Here is a 16,944-nt window from a genome sequence, read left to right on the forward strand (position 1 = left end):
TTTGCCTTCCTCCCCCGCCCTATGCTACATTTAACCCGTTACATCAATATTAATAGGGTGGGAATAAACATGAACAAACCTAAAATTGGGATGATTGGACTTGGAAGTATCGCACAAAAAGCCTACCTTCCAACACTTACAAAAGAAACAGATTGGAACTTTATCGGAGCGTTTACACCTAACACAGAAAAAAGGAAACAACTTTGCCAGCAATACCGTATTCAAGACTTCCATTCTATTGGAACATTAGCTTCGGAATGTGATGCAATTTTCGTTCACAGTTCAACTGCTACTCATTATGAAATCGTTGCTGAGCTTTTGAAAAAAGGAATCGACGTTTATGTTGATAAGCCGTTAGCAGCTACTGTGGAACAAGCTGAAAAACTAGTCGAATTAAGCGAAAAGTATAATCGGAAGTTAATGGTCGGATTTAACCGTCGCTTCGTTCCTATGTACGTTGCTGCAAAAGAACAAGCTAATGATATTTCATGGATTCGAATTGAAAAACATCGTACAAATAAAGTGGGGCCATACACATATGACTTTACTATGCTAGATGATTATTTACACATTGTAGATACTGCCCGCTGGTTAGCTAATGATGACCTTAACGTCGTTCACAATATGATGCAAATCAATGAAAAAAATGAACTTCTTTACGGGCATCATACATACACAACTTCAAATGGGCTGTTACTTTCTACAGCGATGCACCGTCATGCTGGTACAAACTTAGAACAAATTGAACTTGTAACGACAGGAAAAATCATTCGAGTAAAAAATATGAATACATTTGAAATCGAACAGGAGAACTCTGTTTCACAAAGCGGTGCTCCATCATGGGATACGACGTTAAAACAGCGCGGTTTTGAAGATGCTGTTCATCATTTTATTGAATGTGTACGCGGAGATACGAAGCCAATTGTAGATGGGTTAGAAGGATTAAAAACGCAGCAAATGCTACAATCTTTACTAGATGATGTAAACAAAAATTAAAACGGATACATTTTTCAGAATTTACTTTCATTCCCATTTCCCCTTTATTTCTCTCGCAAATTTCTATAGAATATGTTGATAGGAATTATAAATTTCATAATGAATCGTGGAAAGGATGGGATTAACACATGTGGAACGAGTTTAAAAAATTCGCATTCAAAGGGAATGTAATCGATTTAGCTGTCGGGGTTGTAATCGGTGCTGCATTCGGTAAAATCGTTAGTTCTTTAGTAAAAGATATTATCACACCATTACTTGGTATGGTATTAGGCGGCGTTAACTTTACAGATTTACATTTTGGATATGGTAAATCTGCTGTTATGTATGGTAACTTCATCCAAACTATTTTTGATTTCTTAATTATTGCAGCTTCTATCTTTATGTTCATTAAAGTATTCAACAAATTAACATCTAAAAGAGAAGAAGAAGAAAAAGAAGAACTTCCAGAACCAACAAAAGAAGAAGAACTTCTTAGCGAAATTCGCGACTTATTAAAACAACAAAACTCTTCTAAAGATAGAGCATAATTGAACGGATAAAAAGGCATGCCCCTCTCGGGACATGCCTTTTTTATATACTATAACGTTTCCGAATTCATATGAATAAACAAAATAATACCAGCAACCATAAGTACCATAATGCTACCTGCAAATAGTGTAACACCGATAAACATTAAACTTGTGCTCATATCCACTGATACACTTTCAATAAAAATAGAAATTACATACGTGATAAGGGCAATTCCTGCAAGAATACTTCCTGGAACAAATCGCTTTAAGCCATTTTGTTTTAAAGTCATATATGCAAAAATAGCAGTCATACAAAGCGTAATTATCCAAAGAACGATCATCTCTTCTCCCCCCTCACAAGCCTTTTCTTTCTATTATACATGACATTGCCCTATAATAGTTAAATTTGCACTTATGTGACATATAACAAGGAATAATACAATCTATAAAGAAGTCTTCCAATAAATAAGCTACATACTAGGGAGGATTTCAATTGGAAGATGATATTGTAGGATTTTTTAAACAAGTAGAGCGATTTGATTATATTACAATTGACTTAGACAGCAAGTTTTTTTATATCGAAGTTGTACAACTAGAAACAAATATAACTTTGCTAAAAGTATCACTTAACTTGGACAAAAATGAGATTATTGTCCATGGCAATGTAAATCAATATGATCCTTCTCGGTTAGATCATCTCATACAAAATTTTAAACGTACTGCACAAACATGCCTTGAACATAATTTACAAAGTCCTGAAGAACTTTTTGCATTTTGGAAAGAGAATTAATACTAGCCGAAAAAATCGGATATTTTTTCTATAAATTGATATAATTATTATATATAAATATTCTTTATAAGGGAGTGTTCATAATGATTTGGATTTCACTAATCTTATTAGCCTATTTCATCATTCTCGTCCCAATACAGTACAACTACATTAAAATGCTCAAAGAAAAGCAGAAAAAAATGAATGTCTCACAAAATAAACTATATGACAACATGTCTTATGAAGAATCCCAAGTACATTACCATTATCAAAGTAACGTATTTACAATACCTGCTTCACTTGTCGCAAGTATTATTTATAAAGTGAAACATGCAGCATAATATGTACGCTGTAAAATTATTATTTGAATCTGTTCATTCTGGTGAGCCTGATCCTAGTAAAACAGATGAACATTACGAAAAGAATCACAATACACTTTTTGAAGAAAGCATCATTCTCGTTAATGCAAACAGTTTAAAAGAAGCTCATGAACTAGGTGAAAAGATAGCTATACAATCGGAGCACACATACGATAATATGCACAATGAGCAAATCACATGGACATTCCGAAAAGTGTTACATGTATTTGAATTAAATGATACTTCATTTGAGACAGGAACAGAATTGTACGCAAGATTTTTACACGTTAAGAAAAATGAAACTGTAGATACAGTAATTGAAAAATATTATCCTGAATATGAATAAAAGCTCACAGCAATCGCTGTGAGCTTTTTTATACTTACTTCGTTGAATCTCTAAATTGGATACGGTGAGGTAAGATAACAGTGTGATCTTCCACTTTTTCTTTGTTCATATACTTTGTTAATAGACGCATTGCTACTGCACCGATATCATACATTGGTTGTACAACTGTTGAAAGCTGCGGACGAACCATTAATGCAAGGCGTGTATTATCGAAACCAAGTACTTCTACATCAGTTGGTACGTTTAATCCAGCATCTTGTGCTGCGTGGATTACACCTAGTGCCATTTCATCAGAAGATACGAAGATTGCTGTTGGCTTTTCATCATTGCTCCAAAGCTTTTCGAATGCTTCGATACCTGAATCATATGTGTAATCTCCATCAATTACAAGATTTTCATCATATGAAATACCTTCTTCTTCTAAAGCTTTTTTATAACCTTGTAACTTCTTCGCGCTTCCTGCTTTATCAATGAATGGACCAGAGACGAAACCGATACGCTTATGTCCTTGCTCAATAAAGTGCTTCATTGCATCGTAAGCTGCTTGTGCATAATCAATATTTACTGATGGCGTTTCATTTTGCTCATCGAATGACGCTGCTAATACAATTGGTACTGGAGATTTTTTAAATTCTTCAATGTGAATGTCTGTAATATCTTCACCCATGAAAACAATTCCGTCCACTTGTTTTCCAAGCATCGTATTTAATAAATGGAACTCTTTCTCTTTGTTTTGATCAGAGTTACTTAAAATGATGTTATATTTGTACATTGTTGCGATATCTTCAATTCCACGAGCAAGTTCTGCATAAAACGTATTTGAGATATCAGGAATAATAACACCTACCGTAGTTGTCTTCTTACTTGCTAGTCCACGTGCTACCGCATTTGGGCGGTACCCTAAACGATCAATTGCTTCTAATACTTTCTTTCTTGTTGTAGGCTTTACATTTGGGTTACCGTTCACAACGCGTGATACGGTAGCCATTGAAACGTTCGCTTCGCGCGCTACATCATAGATTGTTACGTTCATCTCATCGCACACTCCTTCTATTTTTGTTATCTATTTTTATGTATCGGTTACTTGAATGAAAAAAAGACATCAACTCTATTTGCAGATGCCACCAATCGTCCCGAGTTCTTCCTTTTACTAATGATACGATAAAAACGCAGGCTCATACAATATTTTCCCGCAAAAGTTTCGAAAAAATTCGCTTCTTTTCTCGTATTTTCGTATTTTTTATGAAAAAAAGGGCATTTTTTGTAAAAAAATAGATATCTCATAGGTAGAAACCTTATTTTTAAGCAATAAGATGGTAAATGAAATTTATACGAGCGATTTTTCGAATATAAGGAATCTGTTCCAAAACAGCTTTTCGGAACGCCCCTTCAAAAGTTCTTATAATTTACTTCCGAATGCTTTTAATTCGTTCATAAATTCATTGAATTGTGGGATATTCATTTGCTGCGCCGCATCTGATAAAGCTACGGCTGGATCTGGATGTACTTCAGCCATAATTGCATCTGCACCAATTGCCATCGCCGCTTTTGCAGTTGGTAATAGAAGGTCACGTCGCCCTGTAGAATGCGTTACATCGACAACGACAGGTAAATGTGTTTCTTTCTTTAAAATCGGTACAGCGGAAATATCAAGCGTATTACGCGTCGCTCTTTCATACGTACGAATGCCTCGCTCACATAAAATAATGTTTCCATTTCCCTTTGCCATAATATATTCTGCCGCATTAATAAATTCTTCAATCGTTGCTGATAAACCACGCTTTAATAATATTGGTTTATTTACAGCACCCGCTGCCCTTAGCAAGTCAAAGTTTTGCATATTGCGAGCACCAATTTGAATAACATCAACGTAAGCTAATGACATCTCAATATCATTTGGATTTAAAATCTCACTAATAACAGCCAACTCATATTCATCTGCTACCTGGCGTAAAATTTGTAATCCCTCTAATCCAAGACCTTGGAAGTCATACGGCGAAGTACGTGGCTTGAACGCACCACCACGCATTAACTTTAGACCTTGCTCTTTCATTACTTCAGCAACTTGACGTACTTGTTCATAACTTTCCACTGCACATGGCCCCATAATAAAATGCTGATTTCCGTCACCAATTTTTTCGCCATTAACTTCAACAATCGTATCTTCTATTTTTTTCTTACGAGAAACAAGTAATGCTTTACGATGATCATCTTCTTGTAACTCTAAACCAGCTTGAAAAATTTGTTTGAAAATATGTTGTAAAGTCGATGTTTCAAATGGACCATTATTATTCTCCGCAATTAAATCCAGCATATTCCTTTCACGTACAGGATCAAAACGTTTCACGCCTTGTACTTCTTTTAAATTACCAACTTCTTGTACGAGACGACCTCTTTCGTTTAGTAACTCTAATATTTGTAAATTAAGTTGATCAATTTCAGAACGTAAACGACCTAATTGTTGCGATGCCATAAGAAAGCCACCTCTTTCAAATTCCTATATGTTACTTTTTTAAGATAACTTATTATAGCTGATACATATACGATTGTCACACGATATACAGCAATGAATCACCCTCAAAAAACGTTGTACACTTTCATTTAAAATAAAGTGAAACTTTAATCAGTGGGGAAGGTCTATCCCCACTGATTATTAGTTGAACCAATCGGGCGTTTACGGGCAGTTGCCCCCACCTACCATCTTTGCTTTCGCTGAATTTTTGAGGTGGGAGTCTTACTGCCCAGTAAATAGCGGGATAAAAAAAAGACAGTTTAAATACTGTCTTTTTTTACAAGAAGGAAACAAACGGTTTATCACTGTTTTTCTCTTTTATAATAACAGCCTCGATTTTACTCTCGGACTTTATCTGCAGTTGTACTTTCGCATCTTTAGGCAATTTATCTAACATACCTTGAGCAGCTAGTTGAGTAAGAGCCATTAATTCTGTTTTACCGTTATATTTAATAACAATATTCATATTTAATGTATCCATTTGATCTTTCTTATAAGAAACTTTAGCGTTGACTGGAATAAAATCTCCAGTAGAAAAACCCTTTATTTCCTTAGCAAAGTTACTTATTTTTGTATTATCTTCTCCATGTGCTTGTGTAAATTCATCAGAAGGATATGAATACGACTTTTCATCGATTGTATTCCAATTTCCAAGATTCGTATCATTCTTTTGAACGGTAGCACTAGCAATATACGTACCATTTTTTAAAGAACTTGTACTTTCTTGTTTAAAGATAGCAAACGTAATTGGAGACTTGTTATACTTATCATTTTTGTTAATAGCTTCTATAAGTTGTTTAGCAACTTCAGATCCTTTAGACATAGCTTCTTCATTAGATACACTTGAAGACATAGCTAAACCAATCATAACACCAGATAAACTTAATTCATTTGAATTCTGTTTTCCGAAATAGTCTTGTTCTATAATATTCGTCAAAACTGGTGCTTCTACTTTCGCAACTAGTTCATCAATTAGTTTCTCTGGAATATACTGATTTAATTGTAGTACATGACTCTCTGTATCAAATTGCTGCGTTGCAATATTTATTAAACCATTTTCATACTCTGCTAAATCTAATTTAGAATTTGTTTTTATATTAGCTGTATTAATAACCTTTTGTTCTTTTAAAGGAATAACAGTTCTATAATAATCTTTAGAAACAGCAGTTCTCGGAATCATACTTTTTTCTTTTGTATCTTTTTGTATAACTTCATCCTTCTTACTAATCGTATTACTATTACTACTACAAGCTCCCAGTAATAAACTTACGACTGCGAAGGATAATGCCATTTTCTTCATTACTTAAAACCTACTTTCAACAATCTAGTTATTTAGTTTGAACTATTCATAGTGTACCATTAAATATATTTCAACAAAAACAAAAAAAGAAGCAAGCACCTTTCGCTTGCTTCTTTTTACTTTATATTCTCTTCTAAAGCATCTTTTTTAATATTCCAATGAGACGTATTCCATACTACCATCCCATCTTTTATGTATAACACTTGTGGTGATTCATGTCTAATACTGTATTGTTCTGCAACACGATTTGAAACATCTCTCGCATCTTGTACGTATAAGTAATACGCTGGTACTTCTCGTTCTTCACTGCAATACGCTTGAAATTCTGTGTATGCACCGTGACTAATCGGGCATGTCGTACTATGCTTGAAAAGAACATAAGGCTCATTCTTTTCTACTAAGACTTCAAGCTCTTCAATTGTTTCAAGTTTTGTCATATTCATCACGATTCACCTCTCATACGAAGTCTAGAGCGCTTCTCTTTTTTTTCAGCTTTTTTCTCAATTCTTTCTAATTTGCGCTCTTCTTTTTCAACCTTCTTCTCTTGTCTCGACGCACGGTAATGATTGTATACTTCAATCGCTGCACTGCTCCACTGTACAACTTGTGCTACTTTGTCTGCGTTATTTTCAATTTCGTCCGTAACAGAATCTGATACATTACGAAGTTTCGTATTTAAAGAATGGATTGTCGTTCCAATTCCATCTACACCCGATACCACTTTATTTAATGATTGTGATTTCTGTTGAATATCATCAGCTAACGCATTCGTCTTATGTAATAATTGCTCCGTCTCTACGCTAATTCCTTGCATTTGCTTTTCTAAACCTTCTAACGTGCTTGCAACGTTTTCTAACGTCTTCTGAACCGATAACAACGTTCTGCATACATACACTACTAATACTGCGAAAGCAACCGCGATAATAGCCGCACTTACATATAAAAGAACTTGCATTTCATCACTTCCTTTATCTTTTTCATACTTTCCCCTATTATACAATCATTTTCCGTTTCATTCTAATCCCTATCTATTCATTAGAATTTTCATACTTATTCGTTAACTGTAACATAAATCATTCAACAAATTCCACTAAGTAGGTTACAATAGGAGAGGATACATAATTAGTAGGGAGGCTTTACATATGAAAGATCCACGTATTGAAAAGTTAGCATACAATTTAATTAACTACTCTATCCGCTTACAAAAAGGTGAAAAAGTATTAATTGAAAACTTTGGCTTACAAAAAGAACTTGTAACTGCACTTGTAAAAGAAGCATATGCAGCTGGTGGTTTCCCATTCGTCTCTTTAAAAGATCATCAAGTAGATCGCTCTTTATTAATGGGTGCTACTGAAGAACATTTCGAACAAATCGCTGCATATGAAGCAAGCGTAATGAAAGACATGGACGCTTATATCGGTCTTCGTTCTGGCGATAATATTAACGAACAAGCTGACGTTCCAAGTGAGCGTATGAAAGTTCACGGCCAAACAGTTGGTAAAAAAGTTCATAGAGACATTCGTGTTCCAAAAACACGCTGGGTTGTTCTACGCTACCCAAATGCTTCTATGGCACAGCTTGCTAAAATGAGTACAGAAGCTTTTGAAGACTTCTACTTCGAAGTATGTAACTTAGACTACGGTAAAATGGATAAGGCGATGGATAGCCTTGTTACATTAATGAATAAAACAGATAAAGTTCGCTTAACTGGTCCTGGAACTGACTTAACATTCTCTATTAAAGACATTCCAGCTATTAAATGCTCTGGTCATTTAAACATTCCAGACGGTGAAGTATACTCTGCACCAGTTCGTGATTCTGTTAACGGTACAGTTTCTTACAACACACCATCTCCTTACAACGGTTATACATTTGAAAATGTACAACTTAAGTTCGAGAACGGCCAAATCGTTGAAGCAACTGCAAATGATTCAGAACGCATTAACAAAATCTTCGATACAGACGAAGGAGCACGCTACGTTGGTGAATTCGCAATCGGCGTAAACCCATACATCTTACATCCAATGGGAGACATCCTATTCGATGAAAAAATCGATGGTAGCTTCCACTTCACTCCTGGACAAGCTTACGACGATGCATGGAACGGTAACAACTCAAACATTCACTGGGATTTAGTATGCATCCAGCGTCCTGAATACGGCGGCGGCGAAATTTACTTCGACGACGTACTAATCCGTAAAGATGGACGATTCGTTGTACCTGAATTAGAAGCTTTAAACCCAGAGAACTTAAAATAATAAAAAAACGCTCGGAATTGTATCCGAGCGTTTTTTTATTATTCTCACTCTATATCGGGCTACTTTTCTTATTTTTTGTTTGCTGAAAATGGAAATAATATAAAAGCGCCACTGCGATAGTACCTATTAATATTGGTTCATATAAGGGCAGATCCCATTTCATATATACTCTAGTGCAAATAGCAAGCACAAGCAAAATTTCTAAACAAAACAAAGGTTTTACATATTTCATTTCTTCCCTACCATTTCTATTTTCACATTTGGATTTTCTTTTTCTACGAGTGATAAAAACTGTGCCGTATCTTGCGGCATCGCAACCATATGTACTTTATATGCATTCGTCGTAATTTCAAGAGAATTTCCGACCTGACGTATAATTCTCACATCTTTTAATACAATATCGTCATTTAAAACACCGTACTTTAATACGCCATTTTCTACTTTATGTTTTTTAATAAATACTTCCCAAACGAGTGGTACATTTACAATGAAGCATAAACCCATCCCAATTAACACTGACATCCAATGCGCTTTATTAGTGAAAAGCATGACAATTGGATATACAAACATAAAAGCTAACGTAAGACAAACAAAAATGACTACTGACTTACTTCTTTGAATTGGAAAGTTCATACCTACACCCCCTAATCCAAATTATACCACTATTTCCATTTTGGTTCATAGAAAAAGGCCATTTCTAAATGACCTTTTTCACAATGTACCTATAAAATTTCTTATCTACCTGTAACACTGGAAAGTTTTTCGGCAACTCGTCTATACTCACACTTTGAAAACCATTCTTTTCATAAAAGCGATGTGCCGCTAAAAACTTAACTGTCGTTCCTAAATAAATATCTTTCAGCTTTTTATTCTCAGCCCATGAAATTGCTGTTTGAAGCAACATATGTGATGCGCCCCATTCTTTTCCACGGAACTCTTTTTGTACGAACATTTTTCTTAGCGCTACTTGATGATTCTTAATATCTAGTAACGCTACTGTTCCAACTACTTTATCATCATAAGTTGCTACCCAAAAGTTACCGTAATTCCTTTGATAGAACGTTTCTATTTCAAGCAAGTCAGGCTGCTCTTCCTTTGTAATGGGAACATTGTACTCTTTTTGCTGAATATGAACGATAAGGTTTACTACTTCCTCTTGAAATTTACTTTCATACGGAACGATATGAATCTTCTCGTTCATCGAATCTCTTTCCACTCTGAAGCTAGTAAACTATATACAGCGACATCGTGGAAATGATCATATAGCCATTCTTCATCTCTTAAAATACCATCTAATTTAAACCCTAAACGCTCTGGAATAGCGCGGCTTTTCACATTTTCAACACCGCATCTAATTTCCATTTTATTCAGCTTTAAATTTTCAAATGCATAGTGAAGTACAGCCTTCACGCTACGCGTCATAACGCCTTTTCCTCCTGCATCTTCTGCAAGGTAATACCCAAGACTCGCGGCTTTCTTCCCCCAGCTCACTGGATGAATACCTACCATTCCAACAAGCTTTCCTTTGTAGCGTATACCACTCTCAAAACCATCTCCCTCTGCAAACTTCTTTAACCACATCGGAAAAATTTCATCATAAGCATCAGCAGATTTTGTCCCCTCTATCCAAGAAAGCCATCTTCGTAAATGATTACGGTTTTGATCTATTAATTGATATAATTCCTCTTTATGATGCTTTTCTAATAATTGTAGTTCGATTTCGTCATCTACTCGGAGTGTGAACATGTTTTTTAGTCCCCTTTTATTTTTCTTATTATTCTAACATTTTAAAGCGTAAAATGTTAAATGTTCGCACTTTCTTTTGATTTATATAAAAACAATAACTATATATGATTGATATCTAGATATCAATCATATATAGTTAAAGTATGGAAAAAAATGATAATTTTATAATTCAATTACGTAAAGGTGTTTTTGATCTCGCTATTTTGTCTTTAATAAGCAAACAACCTATGTACGGATACGAAATTACAAGTGCATTACAAGATATCCCTGTATTTCATATCCCAAATGGTTCGATTTATCCTATATTAAATCGAATTACAAAAAACAATTGGGCTGTTTCCTATTGGGAAGAGTCCGGTGATGGACCAAAAAGAAAATACTATCGAATTACAGATGAAGGGAGAGAAATTTTATATAGTCGCTTACATGATTATGATGCAGTTTATCATGCTCTAATGTTATTAGCTAAAGGAGAGGATAAAAAATGAACAAGGAACAATTCTTTGCAAATGAACTCATTGCTTCTTTCTTAGATGATCTTCACAAAGGTTTAATGAACTTACCTACGTCAGCAAGAGAACAACACATGTTAGAAATTAAATCCGATTTATATGAAAATGCAGTCAGTAAAGAAAGTGAAGAAATACCATCAGCAATCATCCCTTCACAAGTAATTGAAGAATTTCTTCCTCCAAAAGAATTAGCAAAAGAAATTGCAGTAGAATATACAGAAGTTATTCAAGATGCACAACAATCTACAAATACTTTTATTAAATATTATTCCGGCCTATCTATCGGTCCACTTGGCGCTTTATCAGTGCCTATTATACTCGGTTTTATAAATTTTTCTGCTAATTTACCATTTTTACTAGCCTTTATTGCAAGCAACATTTGGTTTATTTTTAGAGAAAACCATTGGAATATAGATTTATTAAAATACTTTAAAACAATTATTTTCATCAGTTCAAGACTGCTAATTGCTCTCCCATTCAGCTTTTTCGCGATTCGAATTATGATAACAAAACAATTCGATATGTTTTCATTCTATTATTTAATTGGATATGTACTTTTTAGTTCACTATATATCTTCTTATTAAAACAACTATACAAAAAGAATGAACAATACCAACATATCAACGCTTTTTAAAATATATTGAACACAACAAAAAAGACGCATAGCCAAGCTATGCGTCTTTCCTATTACTTCTCTGCAACTTGAACTTCTTTTACGTAAGCTGCTTCGAATTTTTGGATGTCTCCTGCGCCCATGAAAATTAGAACGCCGTTTTTATGTTTCTTTAATACATCCGTTGTTGTATCTGTAATTAGTTCTGCACCGTCAATACGCTTTTGCAGATCTTCGATTGTTAATTCACCTTTTTTTTCGCGTGCTGATCCGAAAATATCACATAAGTATACTTGATCAGCTTTGCTTAAGCTTTCCGCGAACTCATCTAAGAACTTTTCTGTACGTGAGAATGTGTGTGGCTGGAATACAGCGACAATTTCACGCTCTGGATGTTTTTGACGAGCAGCTTCAATCGTTGCATTAATTTCTGTCGGATGGTGTGCGTAGTCATCAATGATAACTTGCTCTCCCATCGGCTTTTCATTAAAGCGACGTTTTACGCCTTCAAAAGTTGTTAATTGATGTTTTACTGCTTCTACATCAACGTTTTCATAGTGGCAAAGCGCAATTACTGCTAACGCATTTAATACGCTGTGATTGCCGTATCCTGTAATTTTGAACGTGTCATAGTACGTATTACGAACGAATACATCGAATATCGTGCCATCTGTTCTCTTTTGGATGTTACGTGCTTGGAAATCATTATCTTCTCCAAATCCATAGAAAATAACAGGTACTTTCGCTTGAATTTTTTGAAGTTCTTCATCATCTCCACATGCAATAATGCCTTTTTTCACTTGCAATGCCATCTCTTGGAATGCATTGAATACATCATTGATGTCTGTAAAATAATCTGGATGATCAAAATCAATATTCGTCATAATTGCATAGTCTGGATTGTAAGACAAGAAATGACGACGATACTCACAAGCTTCAAATACAAAATACTTACTATTTTCTACCCCATGCCCTGTTCCATCTCCAATAAGATAAGATGTCGGGTGTGCACCTTGCATTACATGGGCTAACAAACCTGTCGTTGATGTTTTTCCATGTGCACCAGTTACAGCAACACTTGTATATTGACTCATAAGGTCACCTAAGAAGTGATGGTAGCGATGTACTGGGATGTTTAATTCTTTTGCTGCTACGATTTCTTCATGCGTATCAGGAAACGCATTTCCTGCAATAATCACTTGTCCTTCTTCTACATTATTCTTATCAAAAGGAAGGATCGAGATACTACGCTTTTCTAATGCTGTTTGTGTAAAGAAACGCTTTTCATAATCAGACCCTTGAACAGTATGCTTCATATCATGAAGAATTTGCGCTAATGAACTCATTCCTGTTCCTTTAATTCCTACAAAATGGTAAACTGTCATCTTAAAGAACCTCCAACATTTCGAACTAATACAACGGCCTATCTATAAGACAGTATATGAATCTTTTCTTATTTTGGTAATCATCATACATTTTTGATGTAGTGAAGTTATTCTTTCCCTTCACTTATCCGGATAAACTCGTACGTACTTCTTTATATGTCCATAACAAGTCCATTATAGCAAAAAAGAAGCCGCTATACTATGATAACAGAAAAACTGATAGGGTCAATCACCTATCAGTTTTTCTCTCTTTTACATATCTTCTCTTTTTTCTAATTGAACACGCTCTAAACGTGGGTTTGGACGATATTTACGACCAGCTTTTGCTTCTGGTTTCCCATTTAATTCTACGTTATCACCAGTAAAGCCAATATTCATTTTTAATAAGCTACTTCCTACCCCATATATGTCAACAGGTACCTTTTGAGCTTCAAATTCACGAATACGCTTTTCATCAAATCCACCAGTTACAACGATATCCACATGCTGGAATCCTTCTTCATCCAGCGCCTTGCGAAGTGCAAATACAAGAGATGGATTTACACCACGTGGATCAAATGTTCCAAGTACTTCTGGGTGGCGAATAAAGTATTGATCAATCATTGTGCGAGACGTATCTACACGCACACCTTTTAATGTTGATCCAAATTCACGCGCTACACGAAGTGCATCTGTAATAACATCATTATTGTAATCAATTAGTACAACTAATTCATCTTCTGGGAATTTCTTATGATATGCTTTTGCCGCTTCTACAACATCACCATTAAACATTTGAATTAATGCGTGAGGCATTGTTCCCATACCGCTTCTGCCCCACCATTCATTCATCGCATGCGTCGCTTGTGCGCTCATGCCTCCGGTATATGCTGCATAACCATCACCAGCTTGTTGTGTATAATGATCGTCACGATCTCCCATGAAAATAACTGGTTTTTCTTTATCTACACTACGTGCAGCTTGGACAACATTATATACGTTTGTTGCAACCGATGTACGACGAGCTAAAATCCCATCAATAACACCTTCTAAAAATCCGAAATTTTCATAAGGCCCATGAATTGTTAACACTGTTTCAAACGGACTAATTTTATCGCCATCTTTTAAAGAGTTAATCTCAAGTTCCTCAGGATTTTTAGCGAATGTTTGCAGCAATGCAATCACTTCATCTGTTCCGCAAAGAACTGCATTTTCCTTTTGGAAAAATTGCATCGTTACAACACTTTTTGGGCGAAATTCTTCAATAATGTCTCTAGTTTTTAAAAAGTAAACGGCAGAGAACCAACCTTCTCCAACACGTTCGTCAAATTTAAATGTTTTATTTGTTAGTCGATTTATTTCACCTTTTAATTTTAATTCAATTTCTTTCATGTCGCTTTACTCCCTACTTTACTATCCAACATTTTCTATTAGTATACAGCAAAACCGTGGACTATACATTCGTTTCCTGCATAGCAGCGAATTCATCCTCAGAAATAAGGACATCTCTCGGTTTGGTTCCTCTCGCTTCAGAAATAATCCCTTGCGCCTCCATCTCTTCAATGAGACGTGCCGCACGATTATAACCAATACGGAATTTTCGCTGTACAGAAGATGTGGACGCTCCCCCTTGTTCTACAACAAATTGACATGCATCAAAGAACAATTCATCTTCCGACTCAGCCTGTTCTGTTTTCGCTAATAAATCCTCTTGCTTAAATAAGTAATTCGGCTTCATTTGCTTTCTCACATGATCAACTGTTTTTTCAATCTCATCATCCGATACATATACACCTTGTATACGAACTGGCTTAGATGTACCGTTCCCTAAAAATAACATATCACCACGGCCAAGTAATTTTTCCGCGCCTCCAATATCGATAATCGTACGTGAATCAACTTGAGATGATACAGTAAACGCAATACGCGTTGGAATATTTGATTTAATTAAACCTGTAATAACATCTACAGATGGACGCTGTGTCGCAACTAATAAATGAATACCACAAGCACGTGCTTTTTGCGCAATACGACAAATCGCTTCCTCAACATCACCCGGCGCTACCATCATTAAATCGGCTAACTCATCAATAACGATAACGATATAAGGTAATGTCTCGCCTGGTATTTCTCTCTCACTTACAATTGTATTATAGCGAGTTAAATCACGAGCACCAGCATGCGCAAACAATTCATAACGACGCTCCATCTCTTCAACTGCCCACTTTAACGCAGCTGTCGCTGCTTTTACATCCGTAATAACTGGTGCTACAAGATGCGGAACAGAATTGTATGGTGCAAGCTCAACCATCTTCGGATCAATTAACATTAACTTCACTTCATGTGGTTTCGCTTTATATAAAATACTCGTTAAAATTGCGTTAATACACACACTTTTACCTGAACCCGTTGCACCCGCAATAAGTCCGTGCGGCATTTTTCGAATATCCGTTACAATTGGATCCCCTGAAATATCAAGTCCAAGCGCAACAGTAAGCGGTGATTCACTCTTTGTGAATACAGGACTTCTTAAAATTTCACGAAGAAATACTGGCTTACTTTCTTTATTTGGAACTTCAATCCCAATCGCACTCTTCCCTGGAATCGGCGCTTCAATACGAATATCTTTCGCAGCTAAACTTAACTTAATATCATCACTTAAATTTGTAATTTTATTTACTTTCACGCCTGGGTCTGGTTGCACTTCAAAACGAGTTACTGCTGGTCCTTGCGATACATTAATAACATGTGCTCCAACATGAAAATTATTAAACGTTGTATCTAATAATTCTTTCTGCTCTTCTAACCATTCTGTATTATCTAGCGCTGTTTGCTGCGGAATTGACAACAACGCTAATGGTGGAACAGTATATGTCGGTGGTGTGTGCAATACATTTCGCATATCGTTCTCTCTTTGATTTACAACATATGCCTTCTCTTTTACTTCCGTACTTGAAATTGGCTTTTGTACTTGCTCTACCACTACTTGCTGCATTGGTTGCTCTTCCACTTGTGATTCTACTACCACCTGTTGCATTGGTTGTTCTTTCACTTGTGGTTCTGCTACTACTTGCTGCATTGGTTGCTCTTCCACTTGTGGCTCTACTACCTCTTGTTGCATTGGTTGTTCTTCCACTTGTAGCTCTACTACCTCTTGTTGCATTGGTTGTTCTTTCACTTGTGGCTCTACCACCACCTGTTGCATTGGTTGCTCTTCCACTTGTGGTTCTACTACCTCTTGTTGCACTGGCTTATTCTCTACTCGTACATCAACAGAAGGCTGCATTGCCTTTGTTCTAGCTGCATGCCTTTCCATTAATCGTGTTCTGTCTTGTTTCAACATAACAACATTAAATGGTACATGACGCTTTTTCTCACGTTTTGGTTCTTCTTTTTGTACAACTGGTTGTTCTTCTGCGACTGGTGCTTCTTCTACAACTCGTCTATTTTCCTCTGTTTCTGCAATTAAAACATTCGCGAAACTTTGAACATCTTTCTTCGTTTGTTCATCAGCCTCAGCAACATGTATGAATTCACTCTTTTGTTCAATTACTTCATCTTCCTGCTGAATTTCTTCAAGTGCTACAAATGTCTCTACTACAGGCGCTTCTGTTTCTTCTGCTTCTGTAATTACTTCCACTTCTTCTAACTCTTCTGTT

At 35.7% G+C, this 16,944-nt stretch carries 21 protein-coding genes; 8 read left to right on the forward strand and 13 right to left on the reverse strand.

Features of this window, described 5'->3' with window-relative positions:
• Window positions 1-69 precede the first annotated feature (69 nt).
• On the forward strand, window positions 70-996 hold the full coding sequence (locus COK05_RS03315) for a Gfo/Idh/MocA family protein (protein ID WP_098611436.1): 927 nt from the start codon (window positions 70-72) through the stop codon (window positions 994-996).
• Window positions 997-1,124: 128 nt separating this feature from the next.
• The gene (gene mscL, locus COK05_RS03320) at window positions 1,125-1,523 is read left to right on the forward strand and encodes a large conductance mechanosensitive channel protein MscL (protein ID WP_098611437.1); all 399 of its coding nucleotides are present in this window, start codon (window positions 1,125-1,127) and stop codon (window positions 1,521-1,523) included.
• Between the two features lie 50 nt (window positions 1,524-1,573).
• Here mscL and COK05_RS03325 read toward each other — a convergent pair whose 3' ends face one another.
• Complete coding sequence (locus tag COK05_RS03325; RefSeq protein ID WP_097961144.1) at window positions 1,574-1,846, reverse strand: DUF3917 domain-containing protein; 273 nt, start codon at window positions 1,844-1,846, stop codon at window positions 1,574-1,576.
• Between the two features lie 152 nt (window positions 1,847-1,998).
• On the opposite strand from COK05_RS03325, the gene dhp61 reads away from it, so the two are divergent.
• The 3 genes from dhp61 (at window position 1,999) to COK05_RS03340 (ending at window position 2,979) form a co-directional block, all read left to right on the forward strand.
• A complete protein-coding gene (gene dhp61, locus COK05_RS03330; RefSeq protein ID WP_098611438.1) occupies window positions 1,999-2,295 on the forward strand; it encodes a protein Dhp61 in 297 nt (98 codons plus the stop codon).
• Window positions 2,296-2,378: 83 nt separating this feature from the next.
• Window positions 2,379-2,615, forward strand: coding sequence for a DUF3949 domain-containing protein (locus COK05_RS03335; RefSeq protein WP_016123458.1), 237 nt, complete (start codon window positions 2,379-2,381; stop codon window positions 2,613-2,615).
• A gap of 1 nt (window position 2,616) precedes the next feature.
• Window positions 2,617-2,979 (forward strand): DUF4288 domain-containing protein, encoded by a 363-nt coding sequence (locus COK05_RS03340; RefSeq protein ID WP_141538876.1) that lies wholly within the window; start codon window positions 2,617-2,619, stop codon window positions 2,977-2,979.
• A gap of 34 nt (window positions 2,980-3,013) precedes the next feature.
• Here COK05_RS03340 and ccpA read toward each other — a convergent pair whose 3' ends face one another.
• The 5 genes from ccpA to COK05_RS03370 all read right to left on the reverse strand — a co-directional run bounded on the left by ccpA (window position 3,014) and on the right by COK05_RS03370 (window position 7,746).
• Complete coding sequence (gene ccpA / locus COK05_RS03345; protein WP_098611440.1) at window positions 3,014-4,012, reverse strand: catabolite control protein A; 999 nt, start codon at window positions 4,010-4,012, stop codon at window positions 3,014-3,016.
• A gap of 366 nt (window positions 4,013-4,378) precedes the next feature.
• On the reverse strand, window positions 4,379-5,452 hold the full coding sequence (locus COK05_RS03355; protein ID WP_098611441.1) for a bifunctional 3-deoxy-7-phosphoheptulonate synthase/chorismate mutase: 1,074 nt from the start codon (window positions 5,450-5,452) through the stop codon (window positions 4,379-4,381).
• Window positions 5,453-5,768: 316 nt separating this feature from the next.
• Window positions 5,769-6,791: a CamS family sex pheromone protein gene (locus COK05_RS03360; RefSeq protein ID WP_098611442.1), complete on the reverse strand. Its 1,023-nt coding sequence runs from the start codon at window positions 6,789-6,791 to the stop codon at window positions 5,769-5,771.
• Between the two features lie 116 nt (window positions 6,792-6,907).
• A complete protein-coding gene (gene ytxJ / locus COK05_RS03365) occupies window positions 6,908-7,234 on the reverse strand; it encodes a bacillithiol system redox-active protein YtxJ (RefSeq protein WP_001057469.1) in 327 nt (108 codons plus the stop codon).
• Entirely contained in the window at window positions 7,234-7,746 is a 513-nt protein-coding gene (locus tag COK05_RS03370; protein WP_098611443.1) for a DUF948 domain-containing protein, read from the reverse strand. Before COK05_RS03370 ends, ytxJ begins: the two co-directional genes overlap by 1 nt.
• Before the next feature lie 187 nt (window positions 7,747-7,933).
• Between COK05_RS03370 and COK05_RS03375 the strand changes: the two genes are divergently transcribed.
• Window positions 7,934-9,049 (forward strand): aminopeptidase, encoded by a 1,116-nt coding sequence (locus COK05_RS03375; RefSeq protein WP_000654729.1) that lies wholly within the window; start codon window positions 7,934-7,936, stop codon window positions 9,047-9,049.
• Between the two features lie 49 nt (window positions 9,050-9,098).
• Here the strand turns inward: COK05_RS03375 and COK05_RS31610 are convergent, their stop codons facing one another.
• The 4 genes from COK05_RS31610 to COK05_RS03395 all read right to left on the reverse strand — a co-directional run bounded on the left by COK05_RS31610 (window position 9,099) and on the right by COK05_RS03395 (window position 10,795).
• The gene (locus tag COK05_RS31610) at window positions 9,099-9,281 is read right to left on the reverse strand and encodes a hypothetical protein (RefSeq protein WP_098611444.1); all 183 of its coding nucleotides are present in this window, start codon (window positions 9,279-9,281) and stop codon (window positions 9,099-9,101) included.
• Window positions 9,278-9,682: a PH domain-containing protein gene (locus tag COK05_RS03385; RefSeq protein WP_098611445.1), complete on the reverse strand. Its 405-nt coding sequence runs from the start codon at window positions 9,680-9,682 to the stop codon at window positions 9,278-9,280. The genes COK05_RS31610 and COK05_RS03385 overlap by 4 nt, the downstream gene beginning before the upstream one ends.
• A 64-nt stretch (window positions 9,683-9,746) precedes the next feature.
• Window positions 9,747-10,250, reverse strand: a complete 504-nt coding sequence (locus COK05_RS03390) for a GNAT family N-acetyltransferase (RefSeq protein WP_098611446.1) — start codon at window positions 10,248-10,250, stop codon at window positions 9,747-9,749.
• Window positions 10,247-10,795, reverse strand: a complete 549-nt coding sequence (locus COK05_RS03395) for a GNAT family N-acetyltransferase (RefSeq protein ID WP_098611447.1) — start codon at window positions 10,793-10,795, stop codon at window positions 10,247-10,249. The genes COK05_RS03390 and COK05_RS03395 overlap by 4 nt, the downstream gene beginning before the upstream one ends.
• A 143-nt stretch (window positions 10,796-10,938) precedes the next feature.
• On the opposite strand from COK05_RS03395, the gene COK05_RS03400 reads away from it, so the two are divergent.
• Together COK05_RS03400 and COK05_RS03405 are read left to right on the forward strand one after the other, a co-directional pair.
• Complete coding sequence (locus COK05_RS03400; RefSeq protein ID WP_098611448.1) at window positions 10,939-11,283, forward strand: PadR family transcriptional regulator; 345 nt, start codon at window positions 10,939-10,941, stop codon at window positions 11,281-11,283.
• Window positions 11,280-11,942: an HAAS signaling domain-containing protein gene (locus COK05_RS03405; protein ID WP_098611449.1), complete on the forward strand. Its 663-nt coding sequence runs from the start codon at window positions 11,280-11,282 to the stop codon at window positions 11,940-11,942. Before COK05_RS03400 ends, COK05_RS03405 begins: the two co-directional genes overlap by 4 nt.
• Before the next feature lie 53 nt (window positions 11,943-11,995).
• Here the strand turns inward: COK05_RS03405 and murC are convergent, their stop codons facing one another.
• The 3 genes from murC to COK05_RS03420 all read right to left on the reverse strand — a co-directional run.
• Window positions 11,996-13,306 (reverse strand): UDP-N-acetylmuramate--L-alanine ligase, encoded by a 1,311-nt coding sequence (gene murC, locus COK05_RS03410; protein ID WP_098611450.1) that lies wholly within the window; start codon window positions 13,304-13,306, stop codon window positions 11,996-11,998.
• 252 nt (window positions 13,307-13,558) lie between these two features.
• Complete coding sequence (locus COK05_RS03415; protein WP_098611451.1) at window positions 13,559-14,677, reverse strand: nicotinate phosphoribosyltransferase; 1,119 nt, start codon at window positions 14,675-14,677, stop codon at window positions 13,559-13,561.
• Window positions 14,678-14,738: 61 nt separating this feature from the next.
• A partial coding sequence (locus COK05_RS03420) for a DNA translocase FtsK (RefSeq protein ID WP_141538875.1) occupies window positions 14,739-16,944 on the reverse strand: 2,206 nt, incomplete at its 5' end.

The organism is Bacillus cereus (assembly GCF_002567495.1).
Lineage (GTDB): Bacteria > Bacillota > Bacilli > Bacillales > Bacillaceae_G > Bacillus_A > Bacillus_A cereus_AQ.

What these genes read in the sequence shown, in the direction of transcription:
- ccpA (WP_098611440.1), bottom strand. Translation starts at nt 4,012, where the DNA reads ATGAACGTAACAATCTATGATGTAGCGCGCGAAGCGAACGTTTCAATG.
- COK05_RS03360 (WP_098611442.1), bottom strand. Translation starts at nt 6,791, where the DNA reads ATGAAGAAAATGGCATTATCCTTCGCAGTCGTAAGTTTATTACTGGGA.
- COK05_RS31610 (WP_098611444.1), bottom strand. Translation starts at nt 9,281, where the DNA reads ATGAAATATGTAAAACCTTTGTTTTGTTTAGAAATTTTGCTTGTGCTT.
- COK05_RS03340 (WP_141538876.1), top strand. Translation starts at nt 2,617, where the DNA reads ATGTACGCTGTAAAATTATTATTTGAATCTGTTCATTCTGGTGAGCCT.
- COK05_RS03385 (WP_098611445.1), bottom strand. Translation starts at nt 9,682, where the DNA reads ATGAACTTTCCAATTCAAAGAAGTAAGTCAGTAGTCATTTTTGTTTGT.
- COK05_RS03315 (WP_098611436.1), top strand. Translation starts at nt 70, where the DNA reads ATGAACAAACCTAAAATTGGGATGATTGGACTTGGAAGTATCGCACAA.
- COK05_RS03355 (WP_098611441.1), bottom strand. Translation starts at nt 5,452, where the DNA reads ATGGCATCGCAACAATTAGGTCGTTTACGTTCTGAAATTGATCAACTT.
- COK05_RS03405 (WP_098611449.1), top strand. Translation starts at nt 11,280, where the DNA reads ATGAACAAGGAACAATTCTTTGCAAATGAACTCATTGCTTCTTTCTTA.
- COK05_RS03325 (WP_097961144.1), bottom strand. Translation starts at nt 1,846, where the DNA reads ATGATCGTTCTTTGGATAATTACGCTTTGTATGACTGCTATTTTTGCA.
- COK05_RS03400 (WP_098611448.1), top strand. Translation starts at nt 10,939, where the DNA reads ATGGAAAAAAATGATAATTTTATAATTCAATTACGTAAAGGTGTTTTT.
- COK05_RS03395 (WP_098611447.1), bottom strand. Translation starts at nt 10,795, where the DNA reads ATGTTCACACTCCGAGTAGATGACGAAATCGAACTACAATTATTAGAA.
- COK05_RS03390 (WP_098611446.1), bottom strand. Translation starts at nt 10,250, where the DNA reads ATGAACGAGAAGATTCATATCGTTCCGTATGAAAGTAAATTTCAAGAG.
- COK05_RS03335 (WP_016123458.1), top strand. Translation starts at nt 2,379, where the DNA reads ATGATTTGGATTTCACTAATCTTATTAGCCTATTTCATCATTCTCGTC.
- COK05_RS03375 (WP_000654729.1), top strand. Translation starts at nt 7,934, where the DNA reads ATGAAAGATCCACGTATTGAAAAGTTAGCATACAATTTAATTAACTAC.
- ytxJ (WP_001057469.1), bottom strand. Translation starts at nt 7,234, where the DNA reads ATGAATATGACAAAACTTGAAACAATTGAAGAGCTTGAAGTCTTAGTA.
- COK05_RS03370 (WP_098611443.1), bottom strand. Translation starts at nt 7,746, where the DNA reads ATGCAAGTTCTTTTATATGTAAGTGCGGCTATTATCGCGGTTGCTTTC.
- mscL (WP_098611437.1), top strand. Translation starts at nt 1,125, where the DNA reads ATGTGGAACGAGTTTAAAAAATTCGCATTCAAAGGGAATGTAATCGAT.
- COK05_RS03415 (WP_098611451.1), bottom strand. Translation starts at nt 14,677, where the DNA reads ATGAAAGAAATTGAATTAAAATTAAAAGGTGAAATAAATCGACTAACA.
- murC (WP_098611450.1), bottom strand. Translation starts at nt 13,306, where the DNA reads ATGACAGTTTACCATTTTGTAGGAATTAAAGGAACAGGAATGAGTTCA.